General features: G+C 49.9%; 14 protein-coding genes. 6 read left to right on the top strand and 8 right to left on the bottom strand.

Annotated elements, in window-relative coordinates:
- Positions 1–34 precede the first annotated feature (34 nt).
- From C7T94_RS12500 to C7T94_RS12490, 3 genes are read right to left on the bottom strand one after another with little or no spacing between them, the layout of a single operon-like run.
- A complete protein-coding gene (locus tag C7T94_RS12500) occupies positions 35–2,032 on the bottom strand; it encodes an OmpA family protein (protein WP_107215646.1) in 1,998 nt (665 codons plus the stop codon).
- Positions 2,033–2,042: 10 nt separating this feature from the next.
- Positions 2,043–2,960 carry a PorP/SprF family type IX secretion system membrane protein gene (locus tag C7T94_RS12495; RefSeq protein WP_107215645.1) on the bottom strand — a complete coding sequence of 306 codons (918 nt, stop codon included), beginning with the start codon at positions 2,958–2,960 and terminating at the stop codon, positions 2,043–2,045.
- 2 nt (positions 2,961–2,962) lie between these two features.
- The gene (locus tag C7T94_RS12490) at positions 2,963–6,628 is read right to left on the bottom strand and encodes a T9SS type B sorting domain-containing protein (protein ID WP_107215644.1); all 3,666 of its coding nucleotides are present in this window, start codon (positions 6,626–6,628) and stop codon (positions 2,963–2,965) included.
- An 815-nt stretch (positions 6,629–7,443) separates the two neighbouring features.
- Here C7T94_RS12490 and C7T94_RS12485 point away from each other — a divergent pair.
- The 6 genes from C7T94_RS12485 to C7T94_RS12460 all read left to right on the top strand — a co-directional run bounded on the left by C7T94_RS12485 (position 7,444) and on the right by C7T94_RS12460 (position 15,674).
- Positions 7,444–8,085 carry a TolC family protein gene (locus C7T94_RS12485; RefSeq protein WP_162618670.1) on the top strand — a complete coding sequence of 214 codons (642 nt, stop codon included), beginning with the start codon at positions 7,444–7,446 and terminating at the stop codon, positions 8,083–8,085.
- Position 8,086: 1 nt separating this feature from the next.
- Positions 8,087–10,258, top strand: a complete 2,172-nt coding sequence (locus C7T94_RS12480; protein ID WP_107215642.1) for a GumC family protein — start codon at positions 8,087–8,089, stop codon at positions 10,256–10,258.
- Positions 10,259–10,267: 9 nt separating this feature from the next.
- Positions 10,268–11,419 carry a glycosyltransferase gene (locus C7T94_RS12475; protein ID WP_107215641.1) on the top strand — a complete coding sequence of 384 codons (1,152 nt, stop codon included), beginning with the start codon at positions 10,268–10,270 and terminating at the stop codon, positions 11,417–11,419.
- Between the two features lie 180 nt (positions 11,420–11,599).
- Positions 11,600–13,033: an O-antigen ligase family protein gene (locus C7T94_RS12470; RefSeq protein ID WP_107215640.1), complete on the top strand. Its 1,434-nt coding sequence runs from the start codon at positions 11,600–11,602 to the stop codon at positions 13,031–13,033.
- A gap of 10 nt (positions 13,034–13,043) precedes the next feature.
- The gene (locus C7T94_RS12465; RefSeq protein ID WP_107215639.1) at positions 13,044–14,255 is read left to right on the top strand and encodes a glycosyltransferase; all 1,212 of its coding nucleotides are present in this window, start codon (positions 13,044–13,046) and stop codon (positions 14,253–14,255) included.
- Positions 14,256–14,327: 72 nt separating this feature from the next.
- Positions 14,328–15,674, top strand: coding sequence for a flippase (locus C7T94_RS12460; protein WP_107215638.1), 1,347 nt, complete (start codon positions 14,328–14,330; stop codon positions 15,672–15,674).
- Position 15,675: 1 nt separating this feature from the next.
- Here the strand turns inward: C7T94_RS12460 and C7T94_RS12455 are convergent, their stop codons facing one another.
- The 5 genes from C7T94_RS12455 to C7T94_RS12435 are packed head-to-tail and all read right to left on the bottom strand — an operon-like array spanning position 15,676 to position 20,051.
- Positions 15,676–16,563, bottom strand: coding sequence for a glycosyltransferase family 8 protein (locus C7T94_RS12455; RefSeq protein ID WP_107215637.1), 888 nt, complete (start codon positions 16,561–16,563; stop codon positions 15,676–15,678).
- Between the two features lie 38 nt (positions 16,564–16,601).
- Positions 16,602–17,435: an alpha-1,2-fucosyltransferase gene (locus C7T94_RS12450; RefSeq protein ID WP_107215636.1), complete on the bottom strand. Its 834-nt coding sequence runs from the start codon at positions 17,433–17,435 to the stop codon at positions 16,602–16,604.
- Between the two features lie 18 nt (positions 17,436–17,453).
- The gene (locus C7T94_RS12445; RefSeq protein WP_204353273.1) at positions 17,454–18,398 is read right to left on the bottom strand and encodes a hypothetical protein; all 945 of its coding nucleotides are present in this window, start codon (positions 18,396–18,398) and stop codon (positions 17,454–17,456) included.
- Between the two features lies 1 nt (position 18,399).
- A complete protein-coding gene (locus tag C7T94_RS12440; protein ID WP_107215635.1) occupies positions 18,400–19,272 on the bottom strand; it encodes a glycosyltransferase family A protein in 873 nt (290 codons plus the stop codon).
- Positions 19,272–20,051: a glycosyltransferase family 2 protein gene (locus C7T94_RS12435; protein ID WP_107215634.1), complete on the bottom strand. Its 780-nt coding sequence runs from the start codon at positions 20,049–20,051 to the stop codon at positions 19,272–19,274. Before C7T94_RS12435 ends, C7T94_RS12440 begins: the two co-directional genes overlap by 1 nt.
- Positions 20,052–20,102 lie beyond the last annotated feature (51 nt).

The following is a 20,102-nucleotide window of genomic DNA, read 5'->3' as shown; positions in this document are numbered from 1 at the left end:
CGATCCGGTTTCCTTATTACATATTGTGCACTGGTTATTTTGAGCAATCGAGCCTGGTCAGGTTAACCCCGTTAACCAGGATTTCAAATTCTGTGCGGCGGTTAAGCTGCTGCATGGCCTCGGTACATGGCCGGTCGTTGCAATTGTTAACCAGGTGGCTTTTCCCATAATACTCGACGCGGATCCTGCCGGCATTTATACCCTGCGAGACCAGGTAACTTTTCACTGAATTACCCCGGTTCAGTGAGAGTTTCTTGTTGTAGGCTACAGAGGCCCTCGTATCGGTATGACTGGATGTGATCACAGTCATTTCAGGATGCGCTTTCATCAAAGCAACGAGTTTATTCAGGTTTGGCTGGGCATCGGGACGAATGTTGTACTTGTCGAGGTCATAATATACCGGATCTGCCTGGAAGATGCGTTTCAGTGAATCGCAATGTTCTAAAACCCATTGCTGATCAGTTTTTGGCCGGTGCAGTTCGATAACAACATTCATGTTCTGATCGGTCCGCAGGCCGGTTGTGGTCAGGAATTTGCCGTTGTTCAGGTATCCGGGTTTGGAAGCAAGCAAATCGTAATCGGTTTCCTTTTCGAGTTCCAGGTTAAACCGGCCATCGACATCGGTGGTAACGGTTCGTGTAACACCGTCTGCAGAAATCGCGACCAGGCTGTTTGACAGCCGCTGACGGCTCAGGGCATCGATGACAAGGCCTGACAGGGTGAGCTTGAACACTTTATGCTCAAATGCATAAATGTCATCATTCCCCGTGCGGTTGGACGAGAAAAATCCCTTATCGCGTTCGTCGTTGGTAATCATGCCGAAATCATCTGCCGGCGAGTTGATCGGGCTACCCAGGTTTACCGGAGGGTACATTGGTTTGATATCGCGCAGTGTGGTTTCGAAGATGTCAAGTCCGCCAATACCGGGATGCCCGGTAGAGGAGAAGTACAATTTATTGTCCTTATCCCAGTAAGGAAACATTTCATCGCCTTCAGTATTGATCTTAGGTCCCATATTTACCGGCTTGCCCCACAAACCCTCCGGTCCGGTCCTGACCGAATAATACAGGTCCGTACCGCCGTATCCGCCTTTTTTGTCGCTTACGAAAATCAGGACGTCACCTTTTGGACTCAGTGCGGGGTGGCCTACAGAGTATTCATCGTTGTTATATGGAAATTCTTCAATGATATCCCATTCCTTGCCCTTGGCTACAAAAAGTTTGAGTTTATTCACGCCGGTGCTGCTGGTACGCGTACGGCCCGCATTGTAATTGTTCCGGGTAAACATCAGCGAGCCTTCGGGCAGGATAATGGCCGAGCCTTCGTGGTAACTGCTGTTGATGTGGCTGTTCAGTTTCCTGGCCGGCATCAATGTTTTTTCCTTGATCTCGACGGTATCTAACCGTACATGGTCGAGCTTGTCAATAAAGTACAGGTCGGTAAAGGCCGAGCGGTCCCATTGAAACACATACGCGCTGTTCACGGTGCGGTTGCTGCTGAACATGAGGCCATTTTTGTAATAAATTGGCGAATACTCGGTTGCAGGACTGTTGATATTGGTGTAAAAAACCCGCCAGTCGGCTGCATTTTTGGTAAACCGGCGCACGTCGGTGCGGGCAAAAGCCTGCGCACGTTTGTCTGACGGAACAAGATTCAGGTATTTGCGGTACCACTGTTCTGACAGCTCGTACTGTTCGTTGTTGGCCAGGGCTTCGGCATAGTGAAGAGCCCATTCAGGCTTCACCTTATCTTCGGTAACCAGCTGCCCGTACCAGTGCAGGGCACGTTCATAATTTTTCGTCTGCCGGTAACTTTCTGCCAGCATTTCGGTTGCCGGCACGTAGTAAGGATATTTCTTTTTGAACTGCAGCAGGGCATCGATGGCCGCGGTATATTGCAGTGTTTCATACGCATCCGTAGCTTTTTTCAGGACCATGTCATTCTCCCTGGGTTGTGGCGCACTGAAATTTTGTGCCATCGCCCCGAGTCCGATCGTCAGGAAAAAACAAATGGAGAGAAGTTTCTTTGTCATGTGATCTTTATCAGAAGAATCTGGGTGATAATATTTTATTCCTGTCGAAGCTGAATTCATAACGGATCATGATCTCGTGGCTTCCTGAATTGAACCGCTTGAGGGCAGTGGTGCTCGCATCGTAAGCGTAACCAAGGTAAAACTGCGGACTAACCTGAATGCCCAGTAAACCGGATACATCGGCATTGGTGCGGTAAAGGCCACCGACAGAGATGAAATCTTTAATCCAGAATGTGGCCTGGATATCGCCCTCTACCGGGGCGCCCTTGACAGCCTTGACGAGAACTGAAGGCTTGAACTTGAAATCTTCGCCTACCGGGAACACATACCCTGTGGTGAAAAAGAAGTGCGGCACCTGGCGGGCACTGAGTTCTGTGTTCTCGTTCAGCTTATTGGGCAGCAGATCTAGCGCAGATAGTCCGGCATAGAATTTTTCGGTGTGGTAAAAGGCGCCCGCACCCGCATTTGCTATGGTTTTGCTTACATTCTGGCTAAACGCCGGATCGATCGCAGCGCCGCTTCCGAGATCTACCGAGCCATAGTTTGCTTTGTACTGCATGGCGCTGGCCTGCAGGCCGAACGAAAGTTTGGCCTCATTGTTCAGTGTCAGGTGGTAGGCGTAGCTGCCAATTGCACCTGTGGTGCTGGTTATGCCGAGGCGGTCGTCAAAAACCTGGATACCAAGGCCCATGCGCTCTCCATTTAAAGGCGATTGCACGGTGACATTACCGGTTCGGGGCGCCCCGTCAATGCCCGACCACTGGCTCCGGTAAAAGGCCGAGGCAGAAATGGCGTTGCGGTTGCCGGTGTAGGCCGGGTTAATGGCCATCATGTTGAAAACATATTGTGAGTACATGGCATCCTGCTGTGCTTGTGCCGTGCTGATCAATCCAAGTATAAAAAGGAAGATTTTAAAGAAGTTGCGCATAATTATCTGTTAATCGTGATATAGCCTACATATTTTTCAGTATCGTCCAGGATCACTACATAATAGTAGGTTCCTGCCGGCACGTCGGAGCCAATGTGCAGACCGACATTGCATTTACCATCCCAGCTGTTGTCGTAAGTGGTGTTCTTGTAGACGCTGTTGGCCCAGCGGTTAAAGACCTCGAGGCTCACCTTGCGGTTACCGGTATTGTTTACGATAAACTTATCGTTGATGCCGTCGCCGTTTGGCGAAAAACCGCCTGGAATAAATAAAGGTTGCTTTTTCAGTTCGACGGGGGTCGTGGAAGGCGTGTTCGTCTGACTTGGCGTGAGCGTGTTTGACGACAGCTTGAAGGCGATGTTTCCGTTCAGAACGGATGCACCCTCAATAATTGCTGTGTTTTGGAATGTTCCCTCTTTCTCGGCCGGTAAGATATTAAGTTTTAGCTCAATCTGGTTGGTAGCGCCAACGGCCAGCGTACTGGAAGCATCGAGCATTTGTTTAACCGAAGTTCCATTGAACGCATTATTTACCTTAAGGGTCGCGTTGCCGACCGTTGATAGTGAGGTGACGCGGAATGTCGTTCCTGCAAAAACATCGGCCAGGTCGTCGATCAGGCTCACTTTTTCCAGGTCAACAACCCCGAAATTGCTCGCTTTGAACAGGAAGGTCACGTTATAACTGCCGTCTGCGGCCTTGGCCAGCGAGGTAACTGCTTTTGTAAGACCGATCTCTGGTTTTGGAACAGTCAGGTCTACCGGGGTAGGTGAGGGCGGCAGGTCAGGACCCGGGGTAACGCTGTTGGCCGAAGTAGCCGTCGCTGGCGTGTTATCGAGCGTTGACAGGCCGCGGGCGACGGCTGTGTTCAGGAAGGTGCCGTCGCGGTTCGTCGCGGTCACATTCAGGTCCAGACTGATCTGTCCTGTTGCGCCAACGGCTAAAGTGCTGCTGCCTGCAAGCAATTCCCTGTTGCTGCCGCCGTTAAAAGCATCGTTGATGGCCAGTGTGCCGGTTGCGTTTTTGGCCACGACCGTATATACAGCGCCGCTGAATACAGCAGCCAGGTCGTCTGTTACGCTAACCTCTTTCATCGGAGCCTGTCCGTAATTGCCTACCGTGAACTGGTAACGGATGGTATAACTGCCGTTCGAGTTTCTGACCGAGCTAACCAGCGTTTTTGTCAGGCCGATCTTCGGCGCCGGGGCGGTTAGTGGAACCGGTGTTGGTGAGGGCGTAAGGTCAGGACCTGGCGTCGCGCTATTGGCTGAGTTTGCAGTAACAGGGGTACCTGAGGGCGTTACGCGGCCTGCAGCCACAGCGGTATTTTGGTAGGTGCGGTATACAGCTGGCGTGATGCGGATGTCCAGGGTTACCTGTCCGCTTGCACCCACCGCAAGTGTACTCTGCGGATTCAACAGTTCTGTATTGCTGGTTCCGTTAAAGGCTGTATTGATCACCAGGCTGGCGCCGTTTGAAATGCGTTTGTCTGCTACTGTAAATGTACTGCCCGAGAAAGTTGCAGCGAGGTCGTCCTGCAGGCTTACACTCTGCAGGGCCACATTGCCGTAATTGCTTACGGTGAACTGGAAGCGGGCTGTGTAGCTGCCGTCCGGATTGTAGGAAAGTGTCTGAAGTGCCTTTGTAACGCCGATGCGCGGAGCAGGGGCGGCAAGCGGAACGGGCGTCGGCGAAGGGCTGAGGTTGGGGCTCGGCGTGGCGCTGTTTGATGAATTCGCGCTTACCGGTGTGTTGTCTGCTGTCGATATGCCGGATGCGGTTGCAGTGTTTTCGTAGGTCTGGTAGACGGATGGCGTGACGCGGATATCCAGACTAACCTGACCGCTGGCGCCTACAGCCAGTGTGCTTTGCGAACCGAGCAATTCCGTTTCGCTGGTGCCGTTGTACGCATTATTGATAACCAGGTTTGAATTGCTCACCACACTTTTCGCTGTTACGGTAAATGTGCTTCCGGCAAATGTTGTTGCAAGGTTATCGCGCAGGCTCACATTGCGAAGTGCAGCGTTGCCGTAGTTGTTAAGCGTGAACAGGAAACGGGCAGAATAACTGCCGTCCTGATTCAGGGTAAGGTTCTGCAGAACCTTGGTAATGCCGATTTTGGGTGTTGATACCTCGTTCACCGTCACTTTAACATCGTCTGTACCCTGACAAGTCCCTGTTCCGCTCACGGTCCAGCGAAACACATACTCGCCGCCCAAAAGATTTGATACGCCGGTATTGTACTGCGTGGTGCTGGCAAATACGGGGGCGGGCGCACCGGCAGGGGCAGAAACAACAGTCCATGTACCGCTCTGGCCGGCTGTGGGCTGGCTGGCGGCTAAGGTGGTGGCAACCGGAGCAGCCGTGGTTTTTGCCACGGTTTGATCGGGACCTGCTTGTGCGGCGGCCTGCGCCTGCATGGTAACGGTAATGCCAGCCGGACTCGAAGACTTGCCCAGGTTGTCCCTGATCGTATACGAGGCTGTAAAGGTTCCCGGTGTTGCGCCGGCTTCTGGTGTGAATATGATGCTGCCTGTTTGGTTATTCACCGTAAACACCCCTTTTCCGGGCACAGTCAGGCTTTGCTGCAGATTTGGAGTGTAGGGGTCAAAGTCAATCGTGGCCGGATTAATTGTGCCGCCACTCGTTGATGGCGTGGCCAATTGGGCAACGTTCGTCGTTGCACTGGAACCCTGGCAGGTCGACATGGTGATATCGGCCGCTGTCGAATACGTAGTGTTGTATTCCTCAATGCGCACATTACGGATTTCGTGAAAGTTGGTAGACAAGCCTGTCGAAGCAGCAATGCCATACGCCAGGTTAGCCGGGGCCGCTTCAAGGTAAGCATAGTTGTCGATAATGGTCCGTGTAACCGGTGTTGGCCCGCCGGTAATGACCCGCACGGTAATGTCAAAGCCAACAGTGGCCGAGGGCTTCAGTTCAACAATTATCCGACGGTAGTTCGGGTCGGTTAGGCTGGTATTGCGGACGCCTGTTGCAGGAATCAGGTTAAAAGGCGGGTTTGCTTCATCGGCAGGGGTGAACCGTTTCAGAAACTTGTAGTTGTTCGGGTTGTTGAAGTCCATGCCATCGCCTTTTCCGCGGAGCGTAATCGACCCGGGACGGAACCCGTCACCGCCTTGCCGTCCTTCGCTGGCATTCGAAAAGTTACCGTATTCATCGATTCCAATGCCAAGGTATCCTTTACTGACCCCGGCCGACTGGCCCTGCGGGATGTTGATCTGCGAATAACCAAGTGAGCCGCCGAATCCTCCGATCGTAAAGTTTGATGTGGCTGCCGCATCGAACAGAAAAAAACAGATGCCGTCAGCACCCGTGCCGCCATACGTGTAATACTCCACATCGATCTTAAGGCCATTTACCGAGGGAAAGGACGTTGTGTTGTAGATGTAGCCTTTTTGGTATTCCCTGTTATTGGTTAACCGGAGAAAGCCCTGTCCTTCAGCATCGGTAATTGTGGTGCCGTTGGGGCCGTCTATCGGGCCCTTGCCGGCCGTCAGAAACGCAGGTGATTCACCGCCGAACTCTGTATAAGGGGCCGTAGAGTTGCGGAAGCTGAATACATAAGGAAAGGTAGCCTGCTGGGCTGATGCGAAATGCGCACTGAAAAAAGCAAACAGCAGAAGAATAGGAAGTAACTTTTTTACCATAATGATGATCTAGTAAATGTAATTTTAGGTAATCTTACTGACCATCTTATTGGCAAAACATGAGCCATTACAAGGCAATTGTTGGTCGCGTAGCCGCGCTTATACAGACAGGGGTATGATTACAAGGTAAAAATACATAATTCCATGAAAACTATCTGCCGAAAAAACGTGGCGTCACCGGGAAGAAATGTCGATATTGATCGAATAGGGCAATTCTGAAAAGCTGAACGGGACCTTCAATCCGCAGGGCAAAAAATAACACCATAAATTTTTTCGCTTTGTGCTGATCGCCCGCGGAACGCTCAAAATTCAAAATATGGGGAAATTATTCCTCGTTTTTTAGCGGTCTTACGGGGAAAATCTGTTACGTGCCTCAAATAGGCTCCCTGCATTTTCAACAGCAATGGCTCCGGTCTGTGACTGCATGAAATAAACAGCAGGGGAGTAGGTTTCAGCCCTGGCCCGGCACATGGCAAATTGCTCGATGTCAGTGTTGTGACCGCTGAGCGGGCATGAGGCTGTAGTTTTTGTCGATGAACTGGAGCATTCTTCGGGGCTTTTTACCTACTTTGGCGGCCTGAAACCTATGTTCAAGTATCCGTGCACCACTACTTATCGAACCGTTGCCAGCCTATCGGGGCCTTTGGCTTGAAACTTGCCACCACCCAAGCTGCCTGGAAGACTTGTTTTTCTCTACGGCAAAACCTTATATTTATAACCTATTATATTCCTTATTGATGAGATCTGCTACCCGAAGTATTGTTTGTTTTACTCTACTTTCAGCCTTTTGCCACTTGGCACGTGCCCAGGAAAGCATGATGGGAGAAATTTCGCTGGTTTACCTGGAGAAACTGATTGCTACCGCGAAAGAAAATTATCCCCGCATGAAAAATTTCAACGACCAGGTGGCGCGCGCCAAGCTCGACATTGGCCGCCAGAGCGTTTCCTGGCTCGATTTCTTTAACCTGTCTTACGTTAAACAGCCTCAAAATAACATAACCGTTACAAATCCCATTACCGGAGCTCCTGAATCTGGAAGTACGTTGAGCCCGGTTCTGTTGAACGGCTTCCAGTTTGGGGTGGGTGTGAACATCGGAACGCTTTTTCAGAAACCTTACAATGTAAAGCAGTCCCGAATCGATTACCGCATTGCGCAGACAAACCGTGAGGAGTATATCCTGACCCTCGAATCGGAGGTAAAACGGCGTTACTACCAGTATATCCAGAGCCTGGAAGTGCTTCGCATTCAGACAAAAGGTCTTGTTGACATTCAAAACAGCTTCAGAGATGTGCGTGCAAAATACGAGAAAGGAGCTGCTACATTTTCTGAATACAACAGCGCCATGACAACAGTAAGTGCCCAGGCGCAGGGTAAGATTGCTGCCGAAGCCGCTTTCCTGACAGCCAAAGTTGCACTGGAAGAAATGCTGGGTAAACGATTGGAGGAGGTTAAATAAGATGGAGCTTAAAAAATTTTTACAACTGCTGCTGAAGAACAGGTATGTCCTGATCCTGGTTCCGATCATTACCGTCATCATTACTTATTTCCTGACCAGGAAAATGCCCGACATGTACACCTCACAGGTCCAGATCGCAACAGGTATCGTAGACAATACCCAAAGTGTACCCAGTATCCTGGGTGCAGACGTTCTGCAGGAGAACCGGATTAACCAGGAATTCAGCAATCTGATTGAAATGATGCGGCTTAAAAAAATCATTGACCTGGTTTCCTACCGACTCATGCTGAATGACATGGAAGGGCGCAAGCCGTTTCGTTCGGCCAGCAATATGGTGCAGGGCCTGAGTCCCGAGGCCAGGCGCAAAGCCATAGCGGTATTCAAAGAAAAATACCGTACCAAACAAAGCCTGAACCTGACTAACCCCGAGCAAAAGAACCTGGATGACCTGCTGCATTCCATGCAGTATCACGAGTCAGACCTGCGCAACAAGCTCAGCATTTTTAGGTTGGGTTCAAGCGATTTTATTTATATCCAGTACGAGTCTGAAAACCCACAATTGTCAGCATATGTCATCAATACGCTTGCCGATGAATTCCTGGCCTATTACTCAGCCCTGCTTCGTGAAAACCACAACCGGTCTGTCGCATACCTCGAAGACCTGTTGAAACAGAAGTTTAAAACCATGAACGATAAAATTCTTGGTTTGCAGGATTATAAGATCAAAAATGGTGTACTGAACATCAGCGAGCAATCTTCGAGTATATACGGGCAAATGATGGCATTCGAGTCGAAGAAAAAGGAGGCCGAAAAAGACGTGGCCTCGCTTACGGGGGCCATCCGGAACATCAACAACAAATTTGAGCCGAATGCACGGGAATATGTCGAGTCCACACTGATCAGACCGAACCAGCAGATCACAGAAACGCGCGAAAAGCTGCGCAACTTGTATGACAAGTATGTAGAGAATGATTTTGATGAATGGTACCAGCCAAAAATCGACTCGCTGCAGAATGTCATGAGCCGGCAGATCAATGCTGTGAATGATAATTATGTGGGTAACCCGCTCAGTACAGCGCAAAGCCTCCGCCAGCAGAAGGTTACGCTCGAAATCCAGCTAGACCTGGCAAGATACAGCGTTCAATCACTCAACAAATCGATTGAAAACCTCAACAAGCAGTTCAGCGCCCTCGTGCCGAATGAGGCTGTGGTACAAAGTTACGACCGCGATATCGAAGTGGCCAGCAAGGAGTACCTGGAAATCTTAAATCGTTACAACCAGATCAAGATGGAATCCGGTTTTTCGGGCAAACTGCGGATTGTACAGGATGCGATGCCGGGAACGCTTGTACCATCTAAAAAAATGCTGCTGGTCATCATCAGCGGCGTGATCAGTCTGATCTTCTGCCTTGTGGTGTTTTTTGTAATCTATTACTTTGATAGTTCCATCCGCAACGCGAAAGACCTGGCCAATCAGACCGGCCTGCCTGTTCTCAGCGAACTCAACCGGATCGATGCAGGCAGCCTGCAAATGAAATCACTCTGGGAAAGCCGCTCACTGCCTGCCGATCTGCAGCGTTTCAAAGACCAGATTCGCTCTGTACGGCTCGAGGTAGCGCGTGAAATGCAGCTTTTGTCGCCAGACAGCCAGGTGCTGATGGTTAACAGCATTGGCGACCGCGAGGGCAAGTCACTGATGACGCTCGGCCTGGCCTACGCTTTTGCCGTTACAAACCGTAAGGTGCTGCTCATCGACGGAAATTTCCACAACCCCGGCCTGACCAAAATCATGAGCCAGCCACTTATGCTGGAAGAATACCTGATGTCGGGCGAGATGGGACAGGTTTCGAACGAAAGAGGCAGTGTGTTCGCGCTGGGCAACCAGGGCGGAGACAAGTCTCTTCTGGAACTCATTGATTCAAAAACTGTTACCCAGCGTCTGGCTGTGCTCAAAGAACATTTCGATATCATTCTGGTCGAGACTGCATCGCTGATACACATTGACAAATCACGCGAATGGCTGGATTTTGCCGATGCGGTCGTTTCGGTATTCGAAGCAGATCAGTCGCTTACAGAGGAAAAGAAGGCGCACGTTGCCTTCCTGGAATCGCTGAAACCGAAATTTTTAGGGTGGGTACTGAACAAGGTAGGCACAGCAGCCGGCCGTAAATAAGGTGAACGCATGATGGTTGTCTGGATCATAATACAAGTGCTTATCGGGTTCCATCTGGTTTTCCCGCTGCTGCTTTATGGGTTTTACCTGCTGCGCAAAGCAGTGGGTAGCGGATCGGTCGCCGCAGTACCAACGGAGCCGGCAGACTATGCTGTGATCATTACGGCCTATGAGCAAACGCACCAGCTGCCTGCAGCCATCCAATCCATCCTGGATCAGCATGAGCAGAATTTTATTGTTTACGTGGTGCTGGATAACTGCAAACCAGGCAGCTTTGACTATTCGCACGAAAAAGTTGTGCTCCTCTGGCCTGAACAGGTACTGGCCGGCAACGTTCGTTCACACTTTTATGCGATTAACAGGTTTGTACGTCCGCACAACAGGTTGACAATTATAGACAGCGATAATCTGGCCGACCCAGCCTACCTGGCCGAACTCAACGTTTTCTTTGACCGGGGCTATGAAGCTGTGCAAGGGGTAAGAGATCCAAAAAACCTGAATACCACACTGGCCTGCCTGGACGCCGCCCGCGATATTTATTACCACTTCTATGATGGCCGGTTATTGTATGGCGCCGGCTCTTCCGCTACGCTGGCGGGCTCAGGAATGGCTTTTACAACACGTCTTTACCAGGACTGCCTGGCCGGTTTCGACATGCAGGGAGCTGGCTTTGACAAGGTACTGCAAAACCGCATTCTGCGAATGAATAAGCGAATTGCCTTTGCGGACCGGGCAGTTGTCTACGATGAAAAAACTACACAGGCAGGGCAGCTGGTGAACCAGCGGTCACGCTGGATCAACACGTGGTTTTCGTTTTTTTATTTTGGATTTGGCCTGGTGGGACAGGGATTATTCAGGCTGCGCATGAATCAGTTACTTTTCGGCCTGGTGTTGTTGCGCCCGCCGCTTTTTATCTTTTTGCTGCTCTCAATTGTGTGTATGCTGGCTAATGTCTTTGTGTCTGCAACAGCTGTGATCATTTGGCTGGCCGGTTTCGTCTGTTTCGTGGGCGGTTTTCTGCTGTCGCTGGCTCATGGCAAGACCGACCGGCGCATTTTTCGGGCGTTGCTGCATATTCCCAAATTTATCTGGCTCCAGGTTACCGCGCTGCTTTTTGCGGCCAGGGCAAACCAGCGGTCGGTAGCTACCAAACATGATTGATGCACCATGAGAACCAATCCCGACAAGAAACCGCAAACCACGGTCAAACTTGATCCTGTCAAGGAACTTTCACGTAAAGCGGCGATTATCCTCGCATTTATCAGTGTGTTTGCATTTTTTATTAAAATACTGTTTTTGTAACCGGGCAATCCTGCGCAAGCAGTTTGTCCGCCTATCTATATGAAAAGCACCCTGTCTGATAAAAATACTGCACTTTACGTGGTCCTGGTGGCTGGCGGCCTGGTCCTGTCTGCGCTGATCGGTATGCTCGGCATTGTAGGGGCAGGGCTCATCGGTGCACTGGTGGCCGGCGTTCCGCTTGTGTACCTCGTGGTTACCCGCCCTAAATTCGGCATCATGGTGCTGATCGTGATGGCTTTCCTGGTGATGTGGGTAATTCGAATGGGTGTGATCAGTTTTCCGCTGGGGACGCTGATGGACGGAATGGAGGCATTACTTATTCTTGGTTTTTTTATCAAGCAAAAGCAGCGCCCCGACTGGAGTTTTATGAAACAACCCATTTCGATTCTTGTGCTTGTCTGGGTTACCTACAACCTGGTCCAGGTAGCAAACCCCGTGGCTGAGTCACGCATGGCCTGGGTGTATACAATCAGGAGTGTGGCGGCCGTTATGCTGCTTTTTTTTGTGTTTTGTTACCAGGTTGACAAGGTCTGGTTTATTCGCTGGATCCTGAAGATCTGGCTTTTTCTTAGTTTTTTCGCCGCCCTTTACGCCATCAAGCAGGAGATGTTTGGGTTCTTTCAATTTGAACTGAACTCGATCAGCGACCCACTGACCACTAACCTGCTGTTTATTGACGGCCACTGGCGCAAGTTCTCTATTTTTTCAGATCCGGTAGCCTTTTCATACAACATGGTTATTGGCACCATTATCTGTATCGTGCTGATCTTTGGTAGGTTGCCTGTCTGGAAAAAGATTGTGCTTGCATGTCTTGCGGCCCTGTTTATGGTCGTCATGCTGTTCTCCGGAACGCGCGGTGCTTATGTGCTGCTGCCGGCAGCGATGGTCTTGCTTGCGGTTATGAATTACAACCGCCGCGTTCTCATTTTTTCGGTTATTGGCGGCGTGTTTTTCCTGCTGCTTGTGCGGCTGCCAACTTCCAACCCCGCCATTGTTCGTTTTCAATCTGCGTTTACGCCTTCAGACGATGCCTCTTTCAATGTGCGGAAAATGAACCAAAAACGTATACAGCCTTATATCCTGACCCACCCGATTGGAGGCGGCCTTGGCGCGACCGGTGTCTGGGGTGTACGCTTCGCGCCTTATTCTTTTCTGGCCAACTTCCCGCCGGATAGCGGTTATGTACGCGTCGCCGTAGAGTTGGGATGGGTTGGCCTGATCATTTTCTGCACACTGATGTTTATCATTCTCAGAACGGGAATCAATAATTATTACCTGATCCGCGACCCGGAACTCAAGACGTACACATTAGCCATGGTATTGGTCATTTTTGCGCTTGGTATCGGAAATTACCCGCAGGAGGCCCTCGTACAGTTTCCGAATAACATTCTTTTTTACCTGTCTGCCGCATTGATTGTGGCTTGCAAAAAGTTAGATGATCAACAACAATTAACCGCCCCGATACAGGCATAAGCTAACCAATATGCTCAGGAACAAAACCATATTCATCTTTAGCCTGATGAAGTTTGACGGCCTTGCGTCGACAAATTATACTATCGCCCGCGAACTTGCCAAACACAATACCGTTTATTATATCGACAATCCGTTCACCACGCGCGACTGCATGAGGCAGAAGGACAGCCTTGAATTCCTGGTGCGCAAACCGCATTTCAGGAATGGGGCCGAAGGTGTGATTGACACAGACCTGCCGGGTCTCAAAGTGCTGATCTGCCCGCCGGTGCTTACCATCAATTTTTTACCGGAGGGCTGGCTCTACAGGCTGTTGCTCAGAAGAAATGAGCGGCGCGTGGTCAGGCGCATCAGGCAGCTGATCAGGCGTGAAAATATCGGCGAGTATATTTTTATCAATGCTTTCAATTTCCACTACCCGGCCATCGGCAGGTTACTCCGGCCAGCTTTGCAGGTATACCATGCGGTTGATCCCATTATTGTTCCGTATGACCGCCGGCATGGGCTGAAATCAGAACGCGAACTGGTGGCAACGAGCGATCTTGTTATTTGCACAAGCAAGGCGCTTTATGAACAGCACAAGCGGCTCAATCCTGAAACTTATTTTGTGCCCAACGCGGCAGATTTTAGTCACAGCAGCCGTGCAGCAGACCCCGCACTTGCTTTACACCCTTCGCTTTCAGGAATTAATCGGCCCATAGCCGGTTATCTCGGTAATATTGAAAGGCGTATGGATTTTGCATTGCTGCAGGAGGTGGCGCGCAGCAATGCGGACCTGTCTTTCGTATTTGCGGGACCGGTAGAAGGGAACTTCATTCCTGACAGCCTGCAGCAGCTTTCGAACGTCCATTTCACGGGCGCCGTGCGCTACGACGAGATACCGGCGGTTTTGAAAGGCTTTGATGTGTGCATGATCCCCTTTGCGAAAGATGAGGTAAGTTCGACCATTTTTCCGCTTAAATTATTTGAATACCTCGGGGCAGGTAAACCTGTGGTAATCACAGACTTCAACCCCGACCTGCAGCAGTTTACCCACGGCGAAGCAAGATTCTGCAGTACAGCAACCGAGTTTTCAGACGCCATTCGCAAGGTGCTTCCCCTGCGCGAACCCGCCGATGTTGCGGCCCGGCAGGCTGTGGCGAAAGAAAACACATGGACCCGCCGGGGGGAGGAGTTCTCAGCGCTTTTAGAGACGGCGCTGGAAAAGAAAAAGCGGCAGATTTAAACAATATTTCTATATCTTCGAAACACGCGTTCTCAACTGCTATAACGAGCAAGCGACTAAAACCATCTACCAATGAGCAGTGACAAGGATAATTACTGGATTAAATCGGGTCTCATCAATCTGATTCAAAATTTCTCGGGAACGATACTGAGCCTTGCTATATTTTTTATCCTTGTGCGCCTGCTGGATAAGCATGATTACGGGGTGTGGGGATTGTATATGCAGACCATTACCATTCTTGAGTTTATTCGAAATGGGCTGGTGCAAAGCGCCCTGATCAAGTTCATGTCGGGAAGCGATGCAAAAGAACACAACCACATTTTCTCAGCAACATTGACTATAAGCGGCAGCCTGACTCTGGTATGCATCATCCTTAATCTGCTGTTTGCCGGTTACCTGGCCGATGCCCTGAATGCCCCCGAACTGAAACCCATGTTTTACCTGTATAACATTGTCTTCATTTTCTCAGGTGTGCTCACGCAGATCAATTGTGTAGAGCAGGCCAACCTGAAGTATGTAGGCGTGTTTGTAAGCAACACGGTCAGGCAAATTATCCTTTGTCTTTTCCTGGTGGTTGTCTTTTTCGGGAATATGAAAACCGATGTAATGACGCTTGTCTGGGTACAAATCTTCTGTACAATCGTGGGCCTGATCATTTCCTGGTTTTACACCCGTAAATACATCCATTTCAAATACGTTTTCAGCAAGGGCTGGATGCTGCGCATTTTTCACTATGGCAAATACGCTTTTGCAACCTGGGTCAGTTCGATTCTGGCGGGCACCATAGACCAATGGATGCTGGCTGGCATCATCTCGCCCGTGGCTTCAGGAGCATTCAGCATTGCAGTACGCATCGGAAACCTGATCGACATCCCGACAAACGCCGTGGCCACCATTGTCTTCCCGCAAAGTGCCAAACGCATTGAAACCGAGGGTAAAGGTGCCATCAAATACCTGTATGAACGCTCGGTAGGCATTATTCTGGCTATGGTCATCCCGGCGGTGATTTTTATTTATGTTTTCGATGCTTTTTTTCTCAGGCTGCTGGCGGGCGACAAATATGCCAATGCAGTTCCGATATTGAATGTTACGCTGCTGTACTGCATTTTCGGGCCATTTGGCAGGCAGTTCGGTGTAATCATGGATTCGATCGGTAAGACACGCGTTACCTCTTTTGTTGTGATCCTGAATGCAGTCGTCGTGCTTGTACTCAACTATTTCCTGATTCACCGCTATGGTGTAATGGGAGCTGCGTATTCCACGCTGATCGCCAATGTATTTGGTTTTATCGTAGCGCAAACCATTCTGCACAAGGAACTCAGGGTGAACGCCTTCAATGCGCTTATTTACGCCTACCGTTTTTACCCTGAATTCTGGAACAGGTACATCCGGAAACGCATGCCTGAATCCACATCATAACTTAGTTTCTGCCGAACAGTTTAAAGAAGAATTTTTTTAGTTTCTGCGTTCCCTTTTGCATAAAACGGTTGCTGCGCGCAGCCGGCCTGAATCCTCTGAAGGCGGTGCGGCCCAGGTAACCGTAAAATAGGTCGCGGAATTGCACATTACCCTGGTAGTCCTCATAAATTGGCTTTTGTGCAATGAAATGGACCAGGTTGGGCAGCTGCTGGTACTCAAACGAGGCAAATGCGTTCCAGGAAGGATCAATCGGCGTCCAGTTATCGGCCAGGGCCACATTGAGTCCGTATTGGTCCGGGAATTTAGCAAAACGCCTGTTTTCGTAAATAATGCGAAGTACTTCCTCACCCAGGTTCCTGGCTTTCCAGGCTTTCAGGTCGAGCAGCAATACGCCGCTGTTAAAATAGGGAGACTTGCCTGAAAGACCCAGTTCCCGGTAGTTACCTACCCCTGCAGGGTTGTCAAAGGTTCCGAGCGGGTCAAGCACGGCGCCGGCAATGCGGCCCTGCAGATCGGTATTCCAGAGTTCGCTGATCTCGCCATTTACAATTGTATCTACATCCAGGTAAATGACCCGCTCCAGTCCGGGCAGCGTTTCGCTGATGAAAAGCCTGGCATAAATGTTCAGGGGATACATGGTCAGGTCAATCGGTACCCTGGCATTTGCAGGAATAGCCTTTTTCAGAGGAATCCAGTTCAGTGTAAAGTCGGGTGCGGCGACAGACTGTTCGACCTGCTTTTTGCGCCCCGTGCTGATCTGGTCGTCGATGATGTAATAAGAAATAGGCTCGCCGGTATGGTGATTCTCGGCAATCGACTTCAACAACGCACACAACATTTCTGCATAATGGTTGTCACATATACTTACCAGGGTGATTGTTGTTGCCATAGTTTCTTTTTAGCTGCCGGTGTTAAACACCTGTATTGTTAGTCTTGTTGCGCGGTGTCAATTACATCCCGCCAGATAAACCGTTTGGTCATAACCTTTTTGGGATGTTCTTTGCCGATCCTGAAGCCCATCCAATTTTTAGGGGCAATGATCTTTGTCGTTTTGTCTGAGAGATAGGCCGCCCACCAAGAAAAACTGCTGTTTGATATGATCTTGATGTCGGCATTCAGGATGATCTGAAAATCGATGATCTCATTGTTGTACGAAAAGATAAAATTCGGTTTTTCGCCAAAGAATTTTTTTACGTAATCAATGTCGTCGCTTACAAAATAAACAAGGTAGGTATCCAGGTTCTCTATGCTGTCCAGCTGCGCTTTGAAATAGGTGATGGGAAGGGAAATGTCCCGTTTCAAATAGGTGAGGTAGTCTGTTCGGCGAATGTGAACGACAATGGTCCTGTTGTTTCTGAACGATTCGCCGAAGAGCGTGTCAAACTGATCTGTATATTTTTTCTTGATTTTAAATGTCGGTTTAAATCTTGCAGGCGTGTGTTCGTAATAAAAATCTGTTTGAAAAAAACCTGTATAAAGGGTGCCGTTAACGGGATCCACATGGCGCGGTACCTGGATATTCTGGATGTAATTTCGTTTCAATGGCAGGACATGCCCCATTGTCCGGGCAAAAACCGAATAGATCTTGGAACTGATGGTCAGGTTATGGTACATACCCAGGTCGAAATACTGGCCGATCCTGGAATGATGCGGGTTGACAAAAAACATGATCTTGCCCGGCGCACGCGATCTCAGGTAGCAGAAAAAGGCAAACTGAAAAAGCTGGTTACCCAGGCGGCCGTTAAATTTTACACCGATCATGTTCAGATTGTCTTATGCTTAATAGTTTCGGATAAATTGCTTGACTTCATCATCATTCTTTGCATGCAAAATCTGAGCTCCGGAAAACTTCGGATACAGTTTATGGTAACAGCCGAAATGATGTTCGGGGCCTTGTTTACTGAGAATAATATTGGTACCGCCAAAATAGCTCGCCAGCGTTGCCGTGCCGCCATGAATGGACAGGAATTTTGATGCATTGGCGTATACCTGCAGCTGCAGGTGGTTAAAATTATTTGCCTTAGCCCGGTTTTCCCGCCAGAGATTCTCCAGGAGAATGACCTCCGGGTGCGTCTTTTCCAGCCAGGAATACTCGTCCATGTCATAAATGTCGCTGTTGTCCATGGTAATGTTTTGCGGGCGGGGCCGGTTGTAGATAATGGTGTACCTGTCTTTCAGTTCAGAAATGATGTGGTCGAGCAGCTCAATGCTGAAAAAACTGATCGGGGGGCCGTCCCATTCCATGTTATAGCGGTTGGCAATGACCAGCACCGGCTTGTCAAAGACATATACATTGTTCTGGTACGTCTCTTTCAAAGGTACCTGCGCCCACTTATTCATGTCATAATCTTGGCTGTACAGGATCCTTGGCATTTCGAAATTATAGTTGCCCTCCGGACGGCGGGTGTCATATTTTTCCTCATGCGCCGGCGAGAAGAAGTAAAGCTCGCGGGTAAACTTAGAAGACTCGGTTTTTTTTAGCGTACCGTTCTTGTGATGCCAGTAAGCGAAGGGGAGGGCAAATTGCAGCTCGGGGGCAAATTCCCCGTCAAACGATGTGACCTTGTATTTTGGCTTGAAAATATAATCACGCAAAAGGTATTTTGCCTGAACGGCAATGCAATAATAGGTATCGCGGTAGTAGTACCGTAAACTCCAATGCATCTTGCCGTAACGCAGGCGCACGTAGGCGCTGAAAATTTTATTAAGGATGTTTCTTAGCATATTATCCCTTTACATATTCGCTAACGCGGCTAAGATGCAATTTTAACCGGTTCTTAAACGATTGCACAATGCCGCCCTCTGCAATAAGCCTCCTGGACGAGGTAAAGGCCCGCGTTTTGTCGCCGGTAACCAGCTGCAGCCGCCCCTGGGTCTTCAGGTTCACCGCCATCTTTCCGTCTTCAGCCTCGTCGACAAAATAATCGCTTCCAAGCGCGTTGTCAAACTTCCTGACCTGGCTTACCTGGAAGCCGGTGGTGCGCCGGGCAACTTCGGTCACAAAGCCCATATTCAGCCCCAGAAAGTTAATGTGTTCACGGTTTCTTTTCCTTACCCGGATCAGCAACCCGGCAACCTTCTCGTACAGGTAGTATGGAAGCCGGCTCTGGCCCAGGCCGGGCATGAAGCTGTAACGGCCGTAAACGCCTACAATTTCACTGTTCCGTTCCATAGGTCTGACCATATATTCCATCCAGGTAGGGGGATAGAACGTGTCTGAATCGGCGCACAGATGGAATTTTCCGCCCGCTACCTGCAATCCCAGCTGCCTCGCGTGTGGTGTGCCCTGCTCGGGCTGCAACACGTTGCGCACGCCAATGCGGTCCAGAAGCTCCTGAGTCCTGTCTGTCGAATTGTTGTTGATAACAACGATCTCAACGGCACGGGCGGTTGTATTGGCCGCAAGCGAGGAAAGGGTGCGGAAAATGTTGTTCTGTTCGTTCCACGCGGGTATCATGACCGAAATTTCTGGCGCATCGGCCTGGAAGCGCTTCAGGCGCTCACGCAGGTCTGCTATGTCTGCCTCAGTCAGGCTGTCATAATTTTTCCCTGTGTACAGGTGTGGCCTGATCCAGGCTGGAAGGTTAAAAATCGACATCAGTTTAAAAAATAATTGTAGTTAAACCTGAGGTGCCTGTACAGGTGCCTGGCTATACGGATCGGTAAATTTGTCGGGTGCCGACGCCAGTCGCGTTCAAACGTACTGGGCTCGTCGCTCGAGTTTTTTTGCTCAAAAAGGTCTTCGAACCGCTCGTAAAATAAGGCTTTTCCGTTTTTTTTCAGAAAAGACATCATCATGCTGTATTCCGCCTTCTCTACATTAACACCTTCCTTGTAGCTGCCAAATTTATCCATAAAGCTGCTGCGCCGCAGGTGCGGGTGGTCGCTGTACATGTAGAACTTTTTATAACTGCCCAGAATATTCAGGGCATTGAACTTCATGACTGAAAAACCGTCGCGAAAATGTTCTAGGTAAGGAAAACGCTGGTAGGCATAGTAGCGCACCATATCCAGCGAGGGATCCTCGGCCATCCAGGCAACAGAAGAAAGGAGTTTTGGCGGAAAAGCCGGCAGCGGTACGAAGTCTTCCTGCACATACAGGGTGAGCGGCCTGGATACCGCACGCTGCCCCTTGTTGATGTTGTTGCCCAAGCCGCGGTTTACCGGCGTAGTAACCAGGACAAAGCCATAACCTGCGGCCAGGTTTTGAAGCGCCTGCAGGTTTTGCGGCTGGCTGCCGTCATCAGACACGACAATTTCGCCAAAGCTGCATTCGAGGTCTTCCCAGGCTTGCAACTGCCGCTCGAGCGATGCAGGCCTGTTGTAGTGCGTAACGAGCAGACTGATGTCGGGGAAATGATTTTTTTGTGTCTTCATACCTGAAGTCGGAATTTACTGTTCCCCTGACCGGTAACAGGGAGATGTATT

The sequence above is a fragment of the Pedobacter yulinensis genome (genome assembly GCF_003029735.1).
Taxonomy (GTDB): domain Bacteria; phylum Bacteroidota; class Bacteroidia; order Sphingobacteriales; family Sphingobacteriaceae; genus Pedobacter; species Pedobacter yulinensis.
Note: the sequence above shows the minus strand (reverse complement) of the source record. Positions and strands in the feature narration are given on the sequence as shown.